Origin of the sequence: Citricoccus sp. SGAir0253, from assembly GCF_005877055.1 — a bacterium.
Taxonomy (GTDB): Bacteria; Actinomycetota; Actinomycetes; order Actinomycetales; family Micrococcaceae; genus Citricoccus.
Map to the genome: position 1 here is coordinate 2,947,267 of NZ_CP039424.1, position 18,580 is coordinate 2,965,846.

The window sequence follows — 18,580 nt, forward strand, 5'->3', positions numbered from 1 at the left end:
CGCCTCTCAGCGGATATTGGTTGGTGGGCCCGTATCCCCCCGGGCTGATTCCACCGTCCGATCCGTGTGCACCGTCTCATGGGGCTCCTTCAGGTTACCGGGCGGGGGTGCCGGACCACTATTGGACCTTTGGACAGTATTTGGATTCGTGATGTGACGTAGATCACACTAGGCGGGCAGGCCCTGCATCGGCACCTCCGCGCGGACCCGCCACCACGTGCCGTCCCGCTCGGACGTCATGGTCCCGCCGAAGGCGTCCACGCGGTCCCGCATGCCGATCAGCCCGCTGCCGGAGGAGTTCCAGCCGGCGCGCGTCCGCTCCCCGCGGCGAGGCATGGTGTTGTCCACGGCCAGCTGCAGCTGTCCGTCCTGGACCCGGATGCAGATGCGGCACTGGCCGCCCTCCCCCGCGTGCTTGGCCACGTTGGTGACCGCCTCCTGCAGCACGCGGTAGAGGGCCGTCTCCACGCTCTGCGGGATGGGCCGGTCCAGTCCGTCCAGGTCCAGCTCGGTCTGGATGCCCAGGCCCTCGAGCATGCGCTGGAACTTCACCGCACCGTACTCCAGGTCCAGGGCCGCGGCGCCGTCCCCGAGGGCCACCTGCGCGGCCTCCTGGTCCCCGGCCAGCAGGCCCTCGGCCTGCAGCAGGGACAGCATGCGCCGCAGGTCCGCGAGGGCCTCCGTGGCCGAGTCGCCCACCACCTCCACGGCCTTGCGCGCGGCCTCGTCCGTGCCGGCGTACTTCGCCGCGCGCGCCTGCATCGAGATGATGGTCAGGTTGTGCGCCACGATGTCGTGCAGGTCGCGGGCCAGGGACCGCCGCTCCTCGGCCGCCGCCAGGGCGGCACGGCGGGTGGCCTCGGCGACGCGCAGGCGGTCCTGCTGCCCCCGGTCCAAGATGTACCGGATGAACATGCCGACCGCCCAGGACACCAGGAGCAGCGGCACCACGACCCAGACGGAACTCCCGTTCCGTGGCGACGTCAGGGGCACCAAGAGGGCCCAGACGACTGAGATGCCGAGGGCAACGGCACTGAAGGACCGTCGCGCGGTTGCCGTCACAGCGCCCAGCATGAAGGGCAGCGCGAACGACGTGAGGTTGAAGGACTGCAGCAGGTGACTCGACAGCAGCGCCGGGATCATCGCCGCGAAGGCGAAGGTCGTCCGTGCCCACAGCATGAAGAGGGCCATCGATACGAGCAGGCTGACCAAGACCTCATTCGGTGTCGACGGACCGGATCCGTCGATCCTTGAGATGACGTCCGAGGCCGCCGAGATCGCGACGAAGATGCTCACGACCACGAGAAAGGCCTTGCTCACTGGCCGAGCAGACCAGAAGCCGGCCGGCTCCACGGGGAGGCCGGCCGGCGCGGTGTTGTCCATCTAGCGGCGGATCAGCAGAAGAAGCCCCACCAGTTGCACCAGAAGACCTTCGAGCCATTGCTCATGCCAGTGGTCGTGGCGGTGTCCTTGGAGGTCGTGGTGGTGGTCGGGGAGATGAGCGAGGTCGAGGTCTCGGTGGCCGCGGCCGGCGAGACGATGAGGGCGGAGGAGACGAGCACAGCGGCCATCGAGGCCAGGAAGCGGTTCATGACTCCATTATCAGGCTCCGACCTGCGGTTTACCAGAGTCTGGACGATTTAATCGACACGGCGGTGCAATCGGTGATAGGGCCGCTACGCTGAACCCATGCCCCACCGGTCCGTGTCAGTGCTCATCGTGGATGACCAGCCCCTCATGAGCGGTGCCCTGCGGGTCCTGGTGGAGAACTCCCCCGGGATGTCCTGCGTGGGCATCGCCGCCAACGGCGCGGAGGCCGTGGAGGCGTGTCGCGCCACGCGGCCCAACGTGGTGCTGATGGACATGCAGATGCCGGTGATGGGCGGCGTGGAGGCCACCGAGCGCATCACCGCCGAGTTCCCGGAGACCAGCGTCCTGGCCATCACGACCTTCACCTCCGAGCCGTACCTCATCCCCGCCCTGCGGGCGGGGGCGGCCGGCTACCTGCTCAAGGACGCCGAGCCCGAGTCCATCGTGAGCGCCATCTGGGGCGTCCACCGCGGGGAGTCCGTCCTCTCCCCCGCCGTCACGCGCAAGCTGCTGTCCTCCCTCGAGGAGGACCGGCCCGGCGTCGGGACCGTGCCGCGCGCCCCCGGGGACCCGGACGGCTCGGACCTCACCCCGCGCGAACTGGACGTGCTGCGCCTGCTGGCCCGCGGCCGCTCGAACACGGAGATCGCCGAGGAACTGCACGTCTCGGAGTCCACGGTGAAGTCCAACCTCACCCGCATCATGGACAAGCTCGAGGTGCGCGACCGGGTCCAGGTGATCATCCGGGCCGCCCAGCTCGGGCTGGTGACCCTCTCGCTCGACTGAGCCGCCCCGTCGGACGGTCCGGGCCCTCGACGCCGGCGCCGTCCAGTCGGTGCCGTCCGGCCACTGCCGGCCGGCCGGCGCGGTTCAGTCCGCGCCCGCGCTCCCCGAGGCGTCGGGGGAGGCCGGGGCGGACGACTTCTTGGGCTTGGGCTTGGGCGTCGCCTTCGGCGTGGCCGTGGGGCTGGGCTTCGCCGTCGTCGCGGTGGGCGTCGGCGTCGGGCTCGCCGTGGTCGGCGTGGGGGTCGGCGTCGCCTGCTCCGCGCGGCGGCTGGCCTCCTGCCGGGCCGCCTCCTGCTGACGGGCGGCCTCTGCCTGCCGCGCCGCCTCGGCCTGGCGGGCGATCTCGGCCTGCCGGGCCGCCTCCGCCTGGCGGGCGGCCTCCTGCTGCCGGGCCAGCTCGGCCTGCCGCGCCTCCTCCGCCTTGCGCTCGACCTCCTCGCGCTCCCGGGTCTGGAGCACGTTGCGGGTGGACTGCAGCGAGGCGAGCTCGGACTGCGCGGCGGACAGCGCCTCGCCCAGCCGTTCGCGCAGCCGCGGCACGTCCCGGGCCCAGGCCAGGGAGGACAGCGAGGACCCCTCGGGATCGATCGTGGCGAAGGCCTTCTCCGCGGTCACGCCCTGCTCGACGGCGGCGGTGACGGCCTCGATCTGCTGCTCGGCGTCCGCGGTGGTGGCCGGTCCCGCCTCGGGCAGGGCGCGCAGCACCTCGACCACGGGCTCCACGCGGCCGGCGAGGGTGCACGGGGCGGAGGGGGAGTACAGGCCGGCCTGCTCGGAGCGGGCGGTGCGGTGGGCCTCGCGCAGTTCGGAGCCGAGGTGGTCGATCGGCTGCTCCGGCAGGGGGACGGCCAGCCCGGCCTCGGCCTGCTCGATGTTGACCACCACGCCGCCCGAGCGGACCAGGGCCGCGCGCGGGCCGCGCGAACCGGGGGCGTCCTCGGCGTACTCGAGCTGGACGGCGTCGCCGGGCTCGAGCATGGCGGACAGGTTGTCCGCCGCCTCCTCGGCGAGGCAGTTCTCCGCGCTGGCCTCCTGGCCCTCGGCGGGGGGCACCGGAGCCATCAGCCCGGCCAGGGCGACGGTCTCCTCGGTGCCGTCCATGGTGACGACGAACGTCTGGCCGTCCTCCACGCGCACCACCTGGCCGGTGGCCTCGGCCGTGCGCACGCCCTTGAGGGTGCTGAGGACGGCCAGGGTGAGCAGGAGGGCGGCGAGCAGGGCGAACGCGATGAGGCCGAGCACGGGAGGGCGTCCGGCGGTTCGCTGTGAGGTCATCGTCTTCCTGCGCTGGTCGGTGGCCCGGGAGGCGGGCCCGCGGACTCGGTCGAGTCTAGCAAGCGGGCCCGCCCCGGGTTCCCGTCAGTCCTGCCGCTTGTAGAACGGCAGCTCGACGACGGTGAACGGCTCGGCCTTGCCGCGCAGGTCCACGGCGACCTCGGTCCCGGGCTCCCGGAACGCGACGTCGACGCGCGCCAGCGCGATCGGGTAGCCCAGCGTCGGGCTCGGGATGCCGGAGGTGACCTCACCGATCCGGTTCCCCTCGCCGTCGACCACGGGGTAGCCCCCGCGGGCCGCGCGGCGGCCGTTCGCCCTCAGGGCCACGAGCGCCTGGCCCGTGGTGGTCCCGGTGCCGGCCTCGCGGGCCGCCAGCAGGGCGTCCCGGCCCACGAAGTCCGTCTCCTTGGACTTCAGCGGCACGGCCATCCCGACGCCGGACTCGCTGGGCAGGTGCCCCAGGTCGAGCTCGTTGCCGTACAGCGGCATGCCGGCCTCCAGGCGCAGCGAGTCGCGGCTGGCCAGCCCGCACGGCAGCAGTTCGACGCCCACGCCGGGCGCGGCGGCCGCGAGGGCGTTCCACACGGACGTGGCGGCGGCGGCCAGCTCCTCGGGGTCGGCGATGGGGCCGACCATCAGCTCGAAGCCGTCCTCGCCGGTGTAGCCGGTGCGTGCCAGCAGGACCCGCACCTCGCCCTCGGCGGTGCGCACCGTGGCCGGGCGCGAGGAGTAGTACTTCACCTCCGGCAGGTCCTCGGCCTCGGCCAGCACGGCGCCGAGCACCCGGGCGGCCTGCGGCCCCTGGACGGCCACCATGGCCGTCTCGGCGGACTCGTTGCCGACCGTGGCGTCGAAGGACCCGGCGCGCTCGGCCAGGGCGGCGGCCACGGCCGGGGCGTTGCCGGCATTGGGCACCACGAGGTACTCCTTCGCCGACTCGTCCGAGCCGTCGTCGAGCCGGTACACGATCAGGTCGTCCAGGATGGTCCCGGACTCGGTGAGGATGAGCGTGTACTTGGCCTTGCCCGGGGCCACGGCGGACACGCGCGCGGTCAGCGCGTAGTCCAGGGCCTCGGCGGCCTGCGGACCGGTGATCCGCACCTCGCCCATGTGGGAGAGGTCGAACAGCCCGGCGGCGGAGCGCACGGCCTTGTGCTCGGCGAGCTCGGAGCCGTACTTCAGCGGCATCTGCCAGCCGCCGAAGTCGGTGAACGTGGCACCGGCCTGCTCGTGGACGGCGTGCAGCGGCGTGTACTGGGTGTCGGTGGTCTGCGTCATGACGGGCTCCTGTCAGTGGGAAACGGAGGAGGAGGACACGAGGTTGTCCGCCACGGAGGTCGCGGACGCCGCCGCGGCCTCGGGGTCGGCCTTCTCGAAGGACTCCACCGGCGGGCAGGAGCAGAACAGGTTGCGGTCGCCCCACGCCCCGTCGATGCGACCGACCGGGGCGAAGTACTTGTCCATCCGCAGGCCCTCCACCGGCCAGGCCGCCTGGGAGCGCGAGTAGCTGCGCTCCCACTCGTCCGCGGTGAGCACGGAGGCGGTGTGGGGGGCGTTGCGGAGGACGGACTCGTCCAGGGTCTCCGGCGTGGTGGCCTCCATCTCGCCGTGGATGGCGATCATGGCCTCGATGAACCGCTCGATCTCGGCCAGGTCCTCGGACTCGGTCGGCTCCACCATGAGGGTGCCCGCCACCGGGAAGGCCAGGGTCGGGGCGTGGAAGCCGTAGTCGATGAGCCGCTTGCAGACGTCCTCGGCGGTCACCCCGGTGCGGGCGGTCAGCTCGCGCAGGTCCAGGATGCACTCGTGCGCCACGAGGCCGGACTTGCCGGTGTAGAGCACCGGGAAGTAGTCGCCGAGCCGCTTGGCCAGGTAGTTGGCGTTCAGCAGCGCGTACCGGGTCGCGTCGGTGAGCCCCTCCGGGCCCATCAGGTGCAGGTAGGCCCACGAGATGGGCATCACGCCGGCCGAGCCGTAGGGAGCCGAGGTGATCGGCGCCTCCGCGCTCGGCAGGAACGGCTTGAGGTGCTCGGCCACGGCCACCGGGCCGACGCCCGGGCCACCGCCGCCGTGCGGGATGCAGAACGTCTTGTGCAGGTTCAGGTGGGACACGTCGCCGCCGAACCGGCCCGGCTGGGCGAGGCCGACCAGGGCGTTGAGGTTGGCGCCGTCGATGTACACCTGGCCGCCGGCGTCGTGCACCTTGCGGCACACCTCGCGCACGTCGGCGTCGTACACGCCGTGCGTGGACGGGTAGGTGATCATGATGGCCGCCACGCGCCCGGCGTTGGCCTCGAGCTTGGCGTCCAGGTCGGCGCTGTCGATGGTGCCGTCCTCGGCGGTCTTGACCACGATGACCTTCAGCCCGGCCAGGACCGCGGAGGCGGCGTTGGTGCCGTGCGCGGAGGCGGGGATGAGGCAGATGTCCCGCTCGCCCTCGCCGTTGCCCAGGTGGTACTGGCGGATGGCCAGCAGGCCGGCGTACTCGCCCTGCGAGCCAGCGTTCGGCTGGATGGAGACCCCGGCGTAGCCGGTGATCTCGGCGAGCTTCTCCTCCAGGTCGTTCAGCAGGTACCGCCAGCCCTCGGTCTGGTGGTCCGGGGCGAACGGGTGGATGGAGCAGAACTCGGGCCACGAGATGGACTCCATCTCGGCGGTGGCGTTGAGCTTCATGGTGCACGAGCCCAGGGGGATCATGGTGCGGTCCAGCGCCAGGTCGTAGCCGGACAGGCGCTTGAGGTAGCGCAGCATCTGGGTCTCGGACCGGTAGGTGTTGAACACCGGGTGGGTCATGTACTCGCTCGAGCGCTGCAGCTCCGCCGGGATGTGCCCGGTGGTGGAGCCGGTGCCCGGGGTGCCGGTGTCCCCGGCCTCGCCGGCGCCGACGCCGGCGGGCAGGGAGTCGGCGGGGGCGCCGAAGGCGGAGAGCACGGCCAGCAGGTCCTGGTCCGTGGTGGTCTCGTCACAGGAGATGCCGACGGTGCCGGCGTCCACGAACCGCAGGTTCACGCCGGCGGCCTCGGCCGCGTTGACCACGGTGCGGGCCAGGCCCGGGACGGAGACCTGCAGGGTGTCGAAGAAGGCGTCCTGGCCCAACTGGAACCCGGCCGAGCGCAGCGCGGCGGCGAGGCGGGAGGCCTGGCGGTGGGCGTGCTCGGCGATCGCGCGGATGCCCTCCGGGCCGTGGTAGACGGCGAACATCGAGGCGGTGATCGCCAGCAGCGCCTGGGCGGTGCAGATGTTGGAGGTGGCCTTCTCGCGGCGGATGTGCTGCTCACGGGTCTGCAGGGCCAGGCGGTAGGCCGGGCGGCCGGCGGCGTCCTGGGACACGCCCACGAGGCGGCCCGGGAGCTGGCGCTCGAGGCCCTTGTGGACGGCCATGTAGGCGGCGTGCGGGCCGCCGAAGAACAGCGGCACGCCGAAGCGCTGGGTGTTGCCGATCGCGATGTCCGCGCCCTGCTCGCCCGGGGGGACGACCAGCGCGAGCGAGAGCAGGTCGGCGGCGATGGCGACCATGCCGCCGCGCTCCTTGGCGGCGGCGATGGCGGGGGCGTGGTCGTGCAGCTTGCCGGAGTCACCGGGCTGCTGCAGCAGGATGCCGCACAGGCCCTTCTCGTCCAGGTCCGCGGAGAGCTCCTCCGGCAGGCCGGCGGAGAGGTCGGCGACGCGCACGTCCAGGCCGACGGCCTGGGCGCGGCCCTCGACCACGGCGCGGGTCTGCGGGTACAGGTCGGCGTCGATCAGGGTGATGCCGTTGCCGTTCTTGCGGTTGCCGCGGTGCATCAGCAGCACGGCCTCGGCGGCGGCGGAGGCCTCGTCCAGCAGGGAGGCGTTGGCGATCTCCAGGCCGGTGAGGTCGGCGACCATGGTCTGGAAGTTCAGCAGGGCCTCGAGGCGGCCCTGGGAGATCTCCGGCTGGTACGGGGTGTAGGCGGTGTACCAGGCCGGGTTCTCCAGCACCTTGCGCAGCACGACCGGCGGCGTGACGGTGTCGAAGAAGCCCTGGCCGAGCATCTGGGTCTTGACCACGTTGCGGTTGGCGATGGAGCGCAGCTCCTCCAGGACGGCCGCCTCGGTCATGGCCTCGGGGAGGTCCAGGGGCTCCTGCTGGCGGATGTCCGCCGGCACGGCGGCGTCCACGAGGGCCTCGAGCGAGTCGTAGCCGAGGTAGGACAGCATCTCCTCGGCGTCCGAGGCACGGGGGCCGATGTGGCGGCTGGTGAACGGCGCGGAGGCCGCGTCCCGCGGCTCGTGGCGCGGGCCCGCGGTGGGCGCGGCGATCGGGCTGACGATGGCATTCATGGGGTTCTCCTCCAGAGCACAGGGGGCACGGACCGGTCCCTCCCCGCTCTGTCATGAACCTGAGAGATTCCGCCCGCATCTGGAGGATGCGGGCTTGCACCGTCGGTGGCCGTGGCAAAGGGAGCCGGGCACTTTTCAGAGACGCCGTTCCCATCGCGGTACGGGGGCCTGAGAGATTCTCGGGGAGAACTTGCTCCTTCGGCGGCCGGACCGCGGTCCCGGGCGGCGTGCCCGGGGTCCTCGGCGCCGGCACTCTCCCGCGCTGGGCGTGTGGCGTGCATCCCATTCTGGCACAGCCGGGGCGATGTCGCCTCTCCCTGTTGCGGCCGGGGACGGACGGCTCAGAAGACGGGCAGCCCGCCGGTGACCCCCACCACCGTGCCGGAGACGAAGCTCGCCTCGGCCGGACTGGCGAGGAACACGTAGGCCCCGGCGAGCTCCGCCGGCTGGCCGATCCGGCCCAGCGGGGTGTCGGCGCCCATGTGGGAGACCGCTTCCGGGGTCTTGGTGGCCGGCTGCAGCGGGGTCCAGACCGGGCCGGGGGCCACCGCGTTGACCCGGATGCCCCTCGGCCCGAGTTCGCCGGCGAGGTTCGCCGTGACGTTGTTCAGGGCCGCCTTGGTGGCCGCGTAGTCGATCATCGTCTCGGAGGGCTGGTAGGCCTGCACCGACGTCGTGTTGATGACGCAGTCCCCCGCCCCCAGGTGCGGCACGCACGCCCGGGTGAGCCACAGCGTGCCGTAGAGGTTGGTGCGCACGGCCCGCTCGAGGTCCTCCGTCCGCAGCCCCTCGATCCCGGGCTCGCCGCGCGCCCAGTGGTACCCGGCGTTGTTGACGAGGATGTTCAGCCCGCCGAGGCCGGCCACGGCCTCCGCGGCGATCCGCTCGCACTCGCGCTCGTCGCGCAGGTCCCCGGGCACGGTCACCGCGGTGCGCCCCGCCTTGTCGATCCACCCGACCACGTCCTGGGCGTCCTCCTCCTCCTCGGGGAGGTAGGTGATGGCCACGTCCGCGCCCTCCCGGGCGAAGGCGATCGCCACCGCCCGGCCGATGCCGGAGTCACCGCCCGAGATGAGGGCCTTCAGCCCCTCGAGCCGGCCCCGGCCGACCCAGCTGGACTCCCCGTGGTCCGGCACGGGGTCCATCGCCGCGGTCAGCCCCGGCGGCTCCTGCTGCTGGGGCGGCATGGTGCCGTCCCGTCCCGCCATCGACTGCGCGTGCCGGGCCACCTGCGGTTCCTCGTGGTGGGTCATCGCCGCTCCCTCCGTCGTCGTCCGCGGGGCCGGCGCGCCGCCGCCCCTCCCCTGGCACCCTAGGCCGCGGGGCCACCGCCCGGAACACCTGTGCCCCCGCCCACCTCACCCGCTGTTCCAGAGCGGGTCCCCGGGTGCGAGAGTAGGGGCATGCCCGTCTTCGAACGCCGCGCCCTGCTCCCCCACCGCCGCTCGGACGTCTTCGCCTGGTTCACCCGCCCCGGCGCGCTAGTCCGCCTCACCCCGCCGTTCGCCGGCAGCGTCCGGCAGGAGCCGGACGGGATCGACGTCGGCTCGGTCGCCCGGCTCGGCATCGGCGTCCCCGGCTCGCTGGGCCTGGGACTGGAGTCCGCGGCCGGGCTGGCCCGCACCGTCCTGCCCGTGCGGCTGCCCGCGTGGCTCTCCCCGGAGGTGCCCTGGACGGCCCGGCACACCGCCCTCGAGCCGGACCGCATGTTCCGGGACGAGATGGCCTCCGGCCCGCTGCGCTCGTGGGTGCACACCCACTCCTTCGAGGACGCGGCCCCGGGCGAGGCGGACGCCCCGGACGGCTCCCCGGGCTGCCTCATGGTGGACCACGTCGAGTACGAGCTGCCCGGCACCTCGCTCCTGGACCGGGCCGGCCGGCTGGGCGTGCGCACCGGCCGGTGGACCCGGGAGCAGTTCGAGGCCGAACTCGACCGCCAGTTCGCCTACCGGCACGAGCAGCTGCGCGCCGACCTGGACTTCCACGCCGCGCACGCCGCCGGGGACGGGGCGGGCCGGTCCCTGACGATCGCCATGTCCGGGGCCAGCGGCCTGATCGGGAGCCAGCTCGCGGCCCTGCTCGGCGGCGGCGGCCACCGGGTCGTCCCGCTCGTGCGGCCCGGCCGCACCCCCACCACGCCCCGCGGCATGGGGATCACGTGGGACCCGGCCGCCGGGGTCCTGGACCCGGAGCAGCTGCGCCGGGCCGACGTCGTCGTGAACCTCTCCGGGGAGACCATCGGCGGGCGGATGACCGAGGCCCACCGGGCCGAGGTGCTGCGGTCCCGGCAGGCGTCCACGTCCCTGCTGGCGCGCACGCTCGCGGACCTCGCGGCGGACGGCCGGCGGCGCGCGCTCGTCAGCGCCTCCGGGATCGGCTACTACGGGGCCGACGCCGGCGCCGGCCCCGACGGCGAGGGGCTGCGGGAGACCGACCCGGCCGGGACCGACTTCCTGGCCGACGTGTGCCGGCAGTGGGAGGGCGCGACGGCGCCCGCCGCCGAGTCGGGGGTGCGCACGGCCATGATCCGCACCGGACTGGTGCAGACCCCGGCCGGCGGGATCCTGCAGCAGGTCCTGCCCCTGTTCGTCGTCGGCGCGGGCGGCCCGCTGGGCACCGGCGGCCCGCTCGGCGGCCAGGACCGGGACCCGTGGCAGAGCTGGATCTCGATCGACGACATCGTGGGCCTGTACGCCCACGCCGTGCTCACCGAGGCCGTGGAGGGTCCGCTCAACGCGGTGGCCCCCGCCCCGCTGCGCGCCCGGGAGTACGCCGAGACCCTGGGCCGCGTCCTGCACCGCCCCGCGGCGCTGCCGCTGCCGCGCGTGGCCCCGCAACTCGTCCTCGGCGCCGAGGGCAACCGGCTGCTCGTCGAGGCGGACCAGCGGGTCCGCGCCGACCGGGCGCTCGCCGCCGGGTACCGCTTCCGGCACCCGGAGCTCGAGGACGCCCTGCGGCACGTGCTGGGGCGTTGAGGCCGGCCGGACACGGGCAGCGGGGCCGGCGCGCGCCTCGCGGAGGTGGGTCCTCGACCGCGGTCCGCGGCCTCGGCGAGACTGGTGGCGTGAGCGAGCACACCGCCGGCCCGGCCGTCCCCACCGTCCCCCTGCCTCCCGTGCCGGACGCGGACTGGTCGCGCGTGCTGTGCATCGCGCCCCACCCGGACGACCTGGAGTACGGCACCTCCGCCGCCGTCGCCACCTGGGTCCGCGGCGGCACGGAGGTCACCTACCTGCTGATGACCTCGGGCGAGGCCGGGATGGCCGAGCCGCCGGACGTCGTCGGGCCCCTGCGGATGGCCGAGCAGCGCGCCGCGTGCGCGGCCGTGGGCGTGGCCGACCTGCGCGTGCTCGACCACCCGGACGGGATGCTGGAGTACGGCCTGCCCCTGCGCCGGGACATCGCCCGGGTGATCCGCCAGGTCCGGCCCCACGCCGTGGTGACCGGCAACTTCGACCTCGAGGCCTACGGCGGGCTGAACCAGGCCGACCACCGGGCCGGCGGGCTGGCCGTCGTGGACGCCGTCCGCGACGCCGCGAACCCGTGGGTCTTCCGGGAACTGGCCGAGGACGAGGGCCTGGGGCCCTGGCACGCCTCCGCGCTGCTGGTCGCCGGGCACGAGCGTCCCACCCACGCCCTTCCGGTGGACGCGGAGGCGGTGGCCGCCTCCGTCTCCTCGCTGGAGTGCCACGCCGCCTACCTGCGGCACGTCACCGGCCATCCCGCGCCCGGCGTGATGATCCCGGAGATCCTGCGCGCGGGCGGGCAGGCCGCGGGCACGGAGTACGCGGTAGCCTTCCGCCACTTCGGCACCTGAGACGGGCCCTGCGATGATCGACCCATGACGCGAGGCACCCAGCAGGCACCGGAGGCCCCCTGATGGCCGGGGGCAGCAGGGACCCGGGGCGCTCCGTCACGGACAAGGTGCTGTCCGTCCTCACCGCCTTCGAGAAGGAGCGCCGCGCCCTCGGACTGTCCGAGATCGCCGTGCTGGCCGACCTCCCCGTCAGCACCGCCCACCGGCTCGTGGGCGAGCTCACCGAGTGGGGCTTCCTCTCGCGCACCCCGCACGGCCGCTACCAGCTGGGACTGCGCATCTGGGAGCTGGCCCAGAACGTGGGGCGGCAGCTGCGCGAGACCGCCCGGCCGTTCGTCCAGGACCTGTACTCCCTCACCGGGGAGAACGCGCAGCTGGCCGTCCGGGACGGCAGCGAGGTGCTCTACATCGACCGCGTCTACGGCACCAAGCGGGTGCCGAGGGCCTCGCGTGTGGGTGGCCGGCTGCCCATGCACTCCACGGCCGTGGGCAAGGTGCTGCTGGCCTACGAGGAGCCGTGGGTGCTCGAGGCCTACCTCAACCTCGAGCTGGCCGCCGCCACGCCGCGGACCATCACGGCCCCCGGCCGGCTGGCCGCGGAGATCGCCCAGGTGCGCGAACAGGGCTTCGCGGAGACGTTCGAGGAGATCCGGGTCGGGGCGTGCTCCATCGCGGTCCCGGTCTTCCACACCGGCCGGATCGGGGCCGCGCTGGGCCTGGTCATCCCCTCCGAGCAGTCGGGCACCATGCAGAAGCACCTGCCGGCCCTGCGCGCCGTGAGCGCCCGGATCGAGCGGGCCACCGCCCACATCCCGCTGGAGACACTCCTGGACTCGCACCAGGTGTTCCGCCGCTGACCCCGCACGGGCGCCTCCCGCGCCGCCGGGTCCCCTCCGGCACCCCGCGGCGCCGCCCGCATCCATTTCCACTCAGTGGAACGCCTATGGTGCATCTCACACCCTCCGGGGACCACGATGGAGCCCAGGCCGCCGCGTGATCCGGATCACGCCTCACGGGGCGGCCGCCCACCTCAGCCACGTTGCCAGACCGACCGGTCGCCCCCGGCGGCCACGGACAGGAGACGAGATGACCACCGAGTCACCCACCACCCCGGCATCCACCGGCACGTGCCCCTTCGGGCACGGCGGCGGGGACGGGGCCGCGGACCGCGCGGACCACCACGGCTTCGAGCCGTTCCGGATGAAGGACCCCTTCCCCTCCTACGCGGCCCTGCGCGCCGAGGAGCCGGTCATGTTCGACGAGCGGATCGGCTACTGGGTCGTCTCCCGCTACGACGACATCAAGGCGGTGTTCGACGACTGGGAGACCTTCTCCTCCGAGAACGCCCAGGCCCCCGTCCGCGAGCGCGGCCCGCAGGCGCGGAGGATCATGGAGGAGGGCGGCTTCACCGCCTACTCCGGGCTCTCGGCCCGCGTCCCCCCGGAGCACACCCGCATCCGCGCGATCGCCCAGAAGGCGTTCACCCCGCGCCGCTACAAGGCGCTCGAGCCGGACATCCGCGCCAACGTGGTCTCCCGCCTCGAGGCGCTGGCCGCCCGCCCGGAGCGCACCGGGGAGATGGTGCGGGACCTGGCCTACGAGATCCCCACCATCACCATCCTCACGCTGATCGGGGCGGACGTGTCCCAGATCGACACGTACAAGCGCTGGAGCGACTCCCGGGCGGCCATGACGTGGGGCGACCTCACGGACGAGGAGCAGGTCCCGCACGCGCACAACCTGGTGGAGTACTGGCAGGAGTGCCAGCGCCTGGTGGCCCTGGCCCACGAGCAGGGCGGGGACCACCTCACCGCGGACCTCGTGCGCCTCCAGCAGGAGGGCGGGGAGATCTCCGACCACGAGATCGCCTCCCTGCTGTACTCGCTGCTCTTCGCCGGGCACGAGACCACCACCACCCTGATCTCCAACTGCTTCCGGGTCCTGCTGGCCCACCGCGAGCAGTGGGAGGCCCTCCTCGAGGACCCGAAGCGGATCCCGGCGGCCATCGACGAGGTGCTGCGCTACTCCGGCTCGATCGTGGGCTGGCGGCGCAAGGCCCTGAGGGACACCGAGGTGGGCGGCGTGCCGGTGAGGGCCGGCGACGGGCTGCTGCTGCTGATGGGCTCGGCCAACCGGGACGAGTCCCGCTTCGAGCACGGCGAGGACTTCGACATCACCCGCGCCAACGCCCGCGAGCACCTGTCCTTCGGCTTCGGCATCCACTACTGCCTCGGCAACATGCTCGCCAAGCTCCAGGCCAAGATCTGCCTCGAGGAGGCGGTCCAGTTGCTGCCGGGCCTGCGCCTGGACGACTCCGCCGGCGCCGACGGCTCCGGCATCGACTTCCGCGAGAACCTCTCCTTCCGCGTCCCCGTGGCCGTCCCGGTCACCTGGGACGCCTGAGCACCAGGACCCAGACATGACCGACATCCAGCACTCCCAGTACGTCCAGGCCTTCGACGACGGCCGCGAGCCGGCGCTCGAGACGCTCGGCGGCAAGGGCGCCTCCCTGGTGTCCATGACCGCCGCCGGCATGCCCGTCCCGCCCGGGTTCGTGGTGACCACGGCCTCCTTCGACGCCTTCGTGGCGGAGGCCGGCATCGCCGAGCACGTGCACTCCCTGCTCGAGGGCCTCGACGCCGAGGACGTGGCCGAGGTGGACCGGGTCTCCGCGGCCATCCGCGAGGACCTGTGCAGCCGCCCCGTGCCCACCGCGGCCCGCGAGGCCGTCCTGGCCGCCGTGGCCGCCCTCATGGAGCAGTGCGGCGGCGAGGTGCCGGTGGCCGTGCGGTCCTCCGCCACCGCCGAGGACCTGCCCGAGGCCTCCTTCGCCGGCCAGCAGGACACCTACCTGTGGCTCACCGGGCAGGACGCGATCACCGAGCACATCCGCAAGTGCTGGGCCTCCCTGTACACCTCCCGCGCCATCATCTACCGGCTGCGGAACGGCATCCCCAACGAGGGGCTGTCCATGGCCGTGGTGGTGCAGAAGATGGTCAACGCCCGCGTGGCCGGGGTGGCCATCACCATGAACCCCGCCAACGGCGACCGCTCCAAGATCACCGTCGACGCCTCATGGGGCGTCGGGGAGATGGTGGTCTCCGGCCAGGTCACCCCGGACAACGTCCTGCTGGACAAGATCACCCTGCAGGTGGTCTCCGAGCACCTCGGGGACAAGCACGCCGAGCTCGTGCCGGACGCCACCGCCGGCGCGCTGGTCGAGCGGGAGGTGCCGGCCGAGCGCGCCGGGATCCGGTGCCTGACCGATGCCGAGCTGACCGCCGTGGCGCAGATGGCCAAGCGCGCGGAGAAGCACTACCGGTGCCCCCAGGACATCGAGTGGGCCCTGGACGCCGACCTGCCGGCGGGACAGGACCTGCTGCTGCTGCAGTCCCGCCCGGAGACGGTGCACTCCCACAAGGCCGCCACGGCGAGGCCGGCGGCGCAGCCGGCTTCCCCCGCCGCGACGACCGGTGGCTTCGACCTCAGCTCGATCACCTCCTCGCTCACCGGCGCCGGGAAGTAGCCCCTCCCGTCCCCCTGCCACACCGCAGTCCCGCAGTCCCACCCTGACGACCCACCCCGGAACCCGTGGTTCCGTATCCCGTTGGAGAGACCATGACCGCCAAGAAGTCCTTCCCGAAGCCGTCCGAGCTGCCGGTCCCCGCCGGCGCCGAGGGCTGGGAGAAGCTCTACCCCTACTACCTCACCTTCCAGGAGCGGCGGAAGGAGGAGGACGACGCCAAGTTCTGGTTCTGCGACTCCCAGCACTGGCCCACCGTGTTCAAGCCCTTCGAGACCATCGGCGGGGAGTTCGCCGTGAAGTGCCTGGGGCAGTACAACACCCGGCACCTGATGATCCCCAACGCCAACGGCATCGAGTTCCGCGTGCACCTGGGCTACCTGTACATGTCCCCCATCCCGGTGCCGGAGGAGGAGATCGCCGCCCGCGTCCCCGAGTTCCAGGCCCGGATCGGCCACTACTTCCAGAACTGGGACACCCTGCTGGAGCAGTGGCGGACCAAGGTGCGCGGGACCATCGACGAGATGGAGACCCTGGAGTTCAAGCCCCTGCCGGACATGGTCCCCCTGGAGGACATCGTCTCCGGCAAGGCCAAGGACGGCACCGAGGTGCTGCTGGAGAACTACGACCGGCTGATCCAGCTGGCCTACCAGAACTGGCAGTACCACTTCGAGTTCCTCAACCTCGGCTACATCGCCTACCTGGACTTCTTCAACTACTGCAAGGAGGTCTTCCCGGACATCCCGGACCAGTCGATCGCCACCATGGTCCAGGGCGTGGACATGGAGCTGTTCCGCCCGGACGACGAGCTCAAGGCCCTGGCCACCCTGGCCGTGGAACTGGGCCTGCAGCAGCACTTCGCCGCGGCCCCGGCCACCGGGGCGGACGCCGAGGCCACCCTCGCCGCGATCGGCGCGGCCCCCGGCGGCCGGCAGTGGCTGGACCGCCTGGAAGAGGCCAAGGACCCGTGGTTCAACTTCACCGTGGGCAACGGCTTCTACGGCCACGACAAGTACTGGAACGAGCACCTCGAGATCCCGCTGGGCTACATCGCCGACTACGTGCGCCGCCTGGAAGAGGGCCAGCAGATCATGCGGCCCAAGGAGGAGCTCATCGCCGAGAAGGAGCGGATCGTCGAGGAGTACCGCGAGCTGCTCGACCCCGAGCAGCAGGCCGTCTTCGACGCCAAGCGCGGCCTGGCCGCCACCGCCTACCCCTACGTGGAGAACCACAACTTCTACATCGAGCACTGGACCATGGGCGTGTTCTGGCGCAAGGTCCGCGAGCTCTCCCGCACCCTGCACGGCTACGGCTTCTGGGAGCACGAGGACGACCTGCTCTACCTGGGCCGCAACGAGGTCCGGGACGTGCTCTTCGACCTGGCCACCGGCTGGGGCGTCGGCGCCCCCTCCGGTCCGGTCGGCCCCACGTACTGGCCCGAGGTCATCGCCGAGCGCACCGCCCTGGTGGACGCCCTGAAGACGGCCCGGCCCGCCGCGGCGCTCAACACCCCGCCGGCCTCCATCACCGAGCCGTTCACCCGCATGCTGTGGGGCATCACCACCGAGCAGGTGGAGTCCTGGCTCGGCGCCGGCGAGGAGGGCACCGAGGGCGTCCTCAAGGGCATGGCCGCCTCCCCCGGCGTCGTGGAGGGCGTGGCCCGCGTGGTCATGGACGCGGACGACCTGGCGCAGATCCAGCAGGACGAGATCCTCGTGGCCCCGGTCACCGCCCCGTCTTGGGGGCCGGTGTTCGGCAAGATCAAGGCGACCGTCACGGACATCGGCGGCATGATGAGCCACGCCGCGATCGTCTGCCGCGAGTACGCCCTGCCGGCCGTCACCGGCACCGGCAGCGCCTCCACCACCATCGTCACTGGCCAGCGGCTGCGCGTGGACGGCACCAAGGGCACCGTGACCATCCTGGACGGCGCCAACGCCGCCCCGCAGGTCTCCGGCCCGGGCGCCCACTCCCACCACCACGGCGGTGAGCACGGCGCGCAGCACGGGGCCCCGGAGGCGGACACCGCGGGGGAGCCGGCCCATGTCTGACCCGACCGCCTCCGCCCCGGGCACCGCCCCGGGCCCGACGCCGACCGGCCGGCAGCGCACGGTGCTCGTCACCGGCGCGGCCGGGGGCCTGGGCCGGGCCTTCGCCGAGGGGTTCGCCGCGCGCGGCGACCGGGTCGCCGTCGCGGACATCAACCTCGACGGCGCCACGGAGACCGCCCGGGCCCTCAACGCCGCCGGGGCGGCCGCGGCCGCCTTCCAGGTGGACGTCACGGACCTGGACTCGGTGACCGCCCTGGCCCGCGAGGTGGCGTCCTTCGGGGACGGGAGCATCGACGTCCTGGTCAACAACGCGGCCGTCTACGCCACCGTCACGCGCTCGCCGTTCGAGGAGATCGACCCCGCCGAGTGGGACCTCGTGATGGGCGTGAACCTCAAGGGGCCGTGGCTCGTGACCCGGGCGGTGAGCCCGTACCTGTCCACCGGGGCGCGCGTGGTGAACCTCTCCAGCGCCACCATCTACTCCGGGTCAGCCCACTGGGCGCACTACGTGGCCTCCAAGGGCGGCGTGGTGGCCCTGACCCGGGTGCTGGCCAAGGAGCTGGGCTCGCGGGAGATCACGGTCAACGCGATCGCCCCGGGCTTCACGCTCACCGAGGCCAGCTACGGGCTCATGGCGGACGCCGAGACCTACGGCGTGGACCGCGGGTCCATCAAGCGGGCCTCCCAGCCCGAGGACATCGTGGGCGCCGCCCTGTTCCTGGCCTCCCCCGAGGCCGGCTACGTCACCGGCCAGACCATGGTCGTCGACGGCGGCCGCCAGTTCATCTGAGCCGTCCCGGGCCCGCCGGGCCCGGGACGGGCCGGACGACCCCGGCATCCCGACCACTCCGACCACTCCGATAACGAGGAGGCATCATGCCGACCATCCACTACACCGACGCCGCGGGCGAGACCCGGGACATCGAGGCGAACGTGGGCGACTCCGTCATGGAGACCGCCGTGCGCAACGGCGTGCCCGGCATCGTCGCCGAGTGCGGCGGCTCCCTGTCCTGCGCCACCTGCCACGTGTTCGTCCGCGAGGACGAGCTCGAGCAGCTGCCCGGGATGAGCGAGATGGAGGACGAGATGCTCTACGGCACCGCCGTGGACCGCGAGGACTGCTCGCGGCTGTCCTGCCAGATCAAGGTCACGGACGGCATGGAGCTGCACGTGACCACCCCCGAGACCCAGGTCTGACCCAGCGTCCCGGCCGCGCGCCGGGACCGAGCCAGGAGT

Annotated in this window: 16 protein-coding genes and 1 riboswitch; of the genes, 10 read left to right on the forward strand and 6 right to left on the reverse strand. The window is 73.0% G+C overall.

Going from position 1 to position 18,580, the window contains the following annotated elements; translation table 11 throughout:
• Positions 1-168: 168 nt before the first annotated feature.
• Positions 169-1,191: a sensor histidine kinase gene (locus tag E7744_RS12875; RefSeq protein ID WP_168199821.1), complete on the reverse strand. Its 1,023-nt coding sequence runs from the start codon at positions 1,189-1,191 to the stop codon at positions 169-171.
• Between E7744_RS12875 and E7744_RS15860 the strand changes: the two genes are divergently transcribed.
• Complete coding sequence (locus E7744_RS15860) at positions 1,178-1,387, forward strand: hypothetical protein (RefSeq protein WP_168199822.1); 210 nt, start codon at positions 1,178-1,180, stop codon at positions 1,385-1,387. The two genes, E7744_RS12875 and E7744_RS15860, sit on opposite strands and share 14 nt — an antisense overlap.
• A gap of 7 nt (positions 1,388-1,394) precedes the next feature.
• Here E7744_RS15860 and E7744_RS15865 read toward each other — a convergent pair whose 3' ends face one another.
• The gene (locus E7744_RS15865; RefSeq protein ID WP_168199823.1) at positions 1,395-1,592 is read right to left on the reverse strand and encodes a hypothetical protein; all 198 of its coding nucleotides are present in this window, start codon (positions 1,590-1,592) and stop codon (positions 1,395-1,397) included.
• Between the two features lie 97 nt (positions 1,593-1,689).
• On the opposite strand from E7744_RS15865, the gene E7744_RS12885 reads away from it, so the two are divergent.
• Positions 1,690-2,376, forward strand: a complete 687-nt coding sequence (locus E7744_RS12885; RefSeq protein ID WP_137774455.1) for a response regulator transcription factor — start codon at positions 1,690-1,692, stop codon at positions 2,374-2,376.
• 84 nt (positions 2,377-2,460) lie between these two features.
• Here the strand turns inward: E7744_RS12885 and E7744_RS12890 are convergent, their stop codons facing one another.
• From E7744_RS12890 to E7744_RS12905, 4 genes are all read right to left on the reverse strand, one after another.
• A complete protein-coding gene (locus E7744_RS12890; RefSeq protein ID WP_137774456.1) occupies positions 2,461-3,651 on the reverse strand; it encodes a thermonuclease family protein in 1,191 nt (396 codons plus the stop codon).
• An 84-nt stretch (positions 3,652-3,735) separates the two neighbouring features.
• Positions 3,736-4,929 (reverse strand): glycine cleavage system aminomethyltransferase GcvT, encoded by a 1,194-nt coding sequence (gene gcvT, locus E7744_RS12895; RefSeq protein WP_137774457.1) that lies wholly within the window; start codon positions 4,927-4,929, stop codon positions 3,736-3,738.
• Positions 4,930-4,941: 12 nt separating this feature from the next.
• Positions 4,942-7,953, reverse strand: a complete 3,012-nt coding sequence (gcvP, locus tag E7744_RS12900; RefSeq protein ID WP_137774458.1) for an aminomethyl-transferring glycine dehydrogenase — start codon at positions 7,951-7,953, stop codon at positions 4,942-4,944.
• Positions 7,954-8,099: 146 nt separating this feature from the next.
• Positions 8,100-8,223, reverse strand: a riboswitch (glycine riboswitch).
• A 71-nt stretch (positions 8,224-8,294) separates the two neighbouring features.
• A complete protein-coding gene (locus E7744_RS12905) occupies positions 8,295-9,206 on the reverse strand; it encodes an SDR family oxidoreductase (protein ID WP_137774459.1) in 912 nt (303 codons plus the stop codon).
• 150 nt (positions 9,207-9,356) lie between these two features.
• On the opposite strand from E7744_RS12905, the gene E7744_RS12910 reads away from it, so the two are divergent.
• From E7744_RS12910 to E7744_RS12945, 8 genes are all read left to right on the forward strand, one after another.
• Entirely contained in the window at positions 9,357-10,928 is a 1,572-nt protein-coding gene (locus E7744_RS12910) for a TIGR01777 family oxidoreductase (RefSeq protein ID WP_137774460.1), read from the forward strand.
• Between the two features lie 89 nt (positions 10,929-11,017).
• Positions 11,018-11,770 (forward strand): PIG-L deacetylase family protein, encoded by a 753-nt coding sequence (locus tag E7744_RS12915; protein WP_137774461.1) that lies wholly within the window; start codon positions 11,018-11,020, stop codon positions 11,768-11,770.
• A gap of 62 nt (positions 11,771-11,832) precedes the next feature.
• Positions 11,833-12,627: an IclR family transcriptional regulator gene (locus tag E7744_RS12920; RefSeq protein ID WP_137774462.1), complete on the forward strand. Its 795-nt coding sequence runs from the start codon at positions 11,833-11,835 to the stop codon at positions 12,625-12,627.
• 229 nt (positions 12,628-12,856) lie between these two features.
• Positions 12,857-14,173 (forward strand): cytochrome P450, encoded by a 1,317-nt coding sequence (locus E7744_RS12925; protein ID WP_137774463.1) that lies wholly within the window; start codon positions 12,857-12,859, stop codon positions 14,171-14,173.
• Positions 14,174-14,189: 16 nt separating this feature from the next.
• Positions 14,190-15,296 carry a PEP/pyruvate-binding domain-containing protein gene (locus tag E7744_RS12930; protein ID WP_137774464.1) on the forward strand — a complete coding sequence of 369 codons (1,107 nt, stop codon included), beginning with the start codon at positions 14,190-14,192 and terminating at the stop codon, positions 15,294-15,296.
• A gap of 92 nt (positions 15,297-15,388) precedes the next feature.
• On the forward strand, positions 15,389-17,344 hold the full coding sequence (locus E7744_RS12935; RefSeq protein ID WP_137774465.1) for a PEP-utilizing enzyme: 1,956 nt from the start codon (positions 15,389-15,391) through the stop codon (positions 17,342-17,344).
• Positions 17,337-18,134 carry an SDR family NAD(P)-dependent oxidoreductase gene (locus E7744_RS12940; RefSeq protein WP_168199824.1) on the forward strand — a complete coding sequence of 266 codons (798 nt, stop codon included), beginning with the start codon at positions 17,337-17,339 and terminating at the stop codon, positions 18,132-18,134. The genes E7744_RS12935 and E7744_RS12940 overlap by 8 nt, the downstream gene beginning before the upstream one ends.
• An 86-nt stretch (positions 18,135-18,220) precedes the next feature.
• Positions 18,221-18,541 carry a 2Fe-2S iron-sulfur cluster-binding protein gene (locus E7744_RS12945; protein WP_137774466.1) on the forward strand — a complete coding sequence of 107 codons (321 nt, stop codon included), beginning with the start codon at positions 18,221-18,223 and terminating at the stop codon, positions 18,539-18,541.
• Positions 18,542-18,580 lie beyond the last annotated feature (39 nt).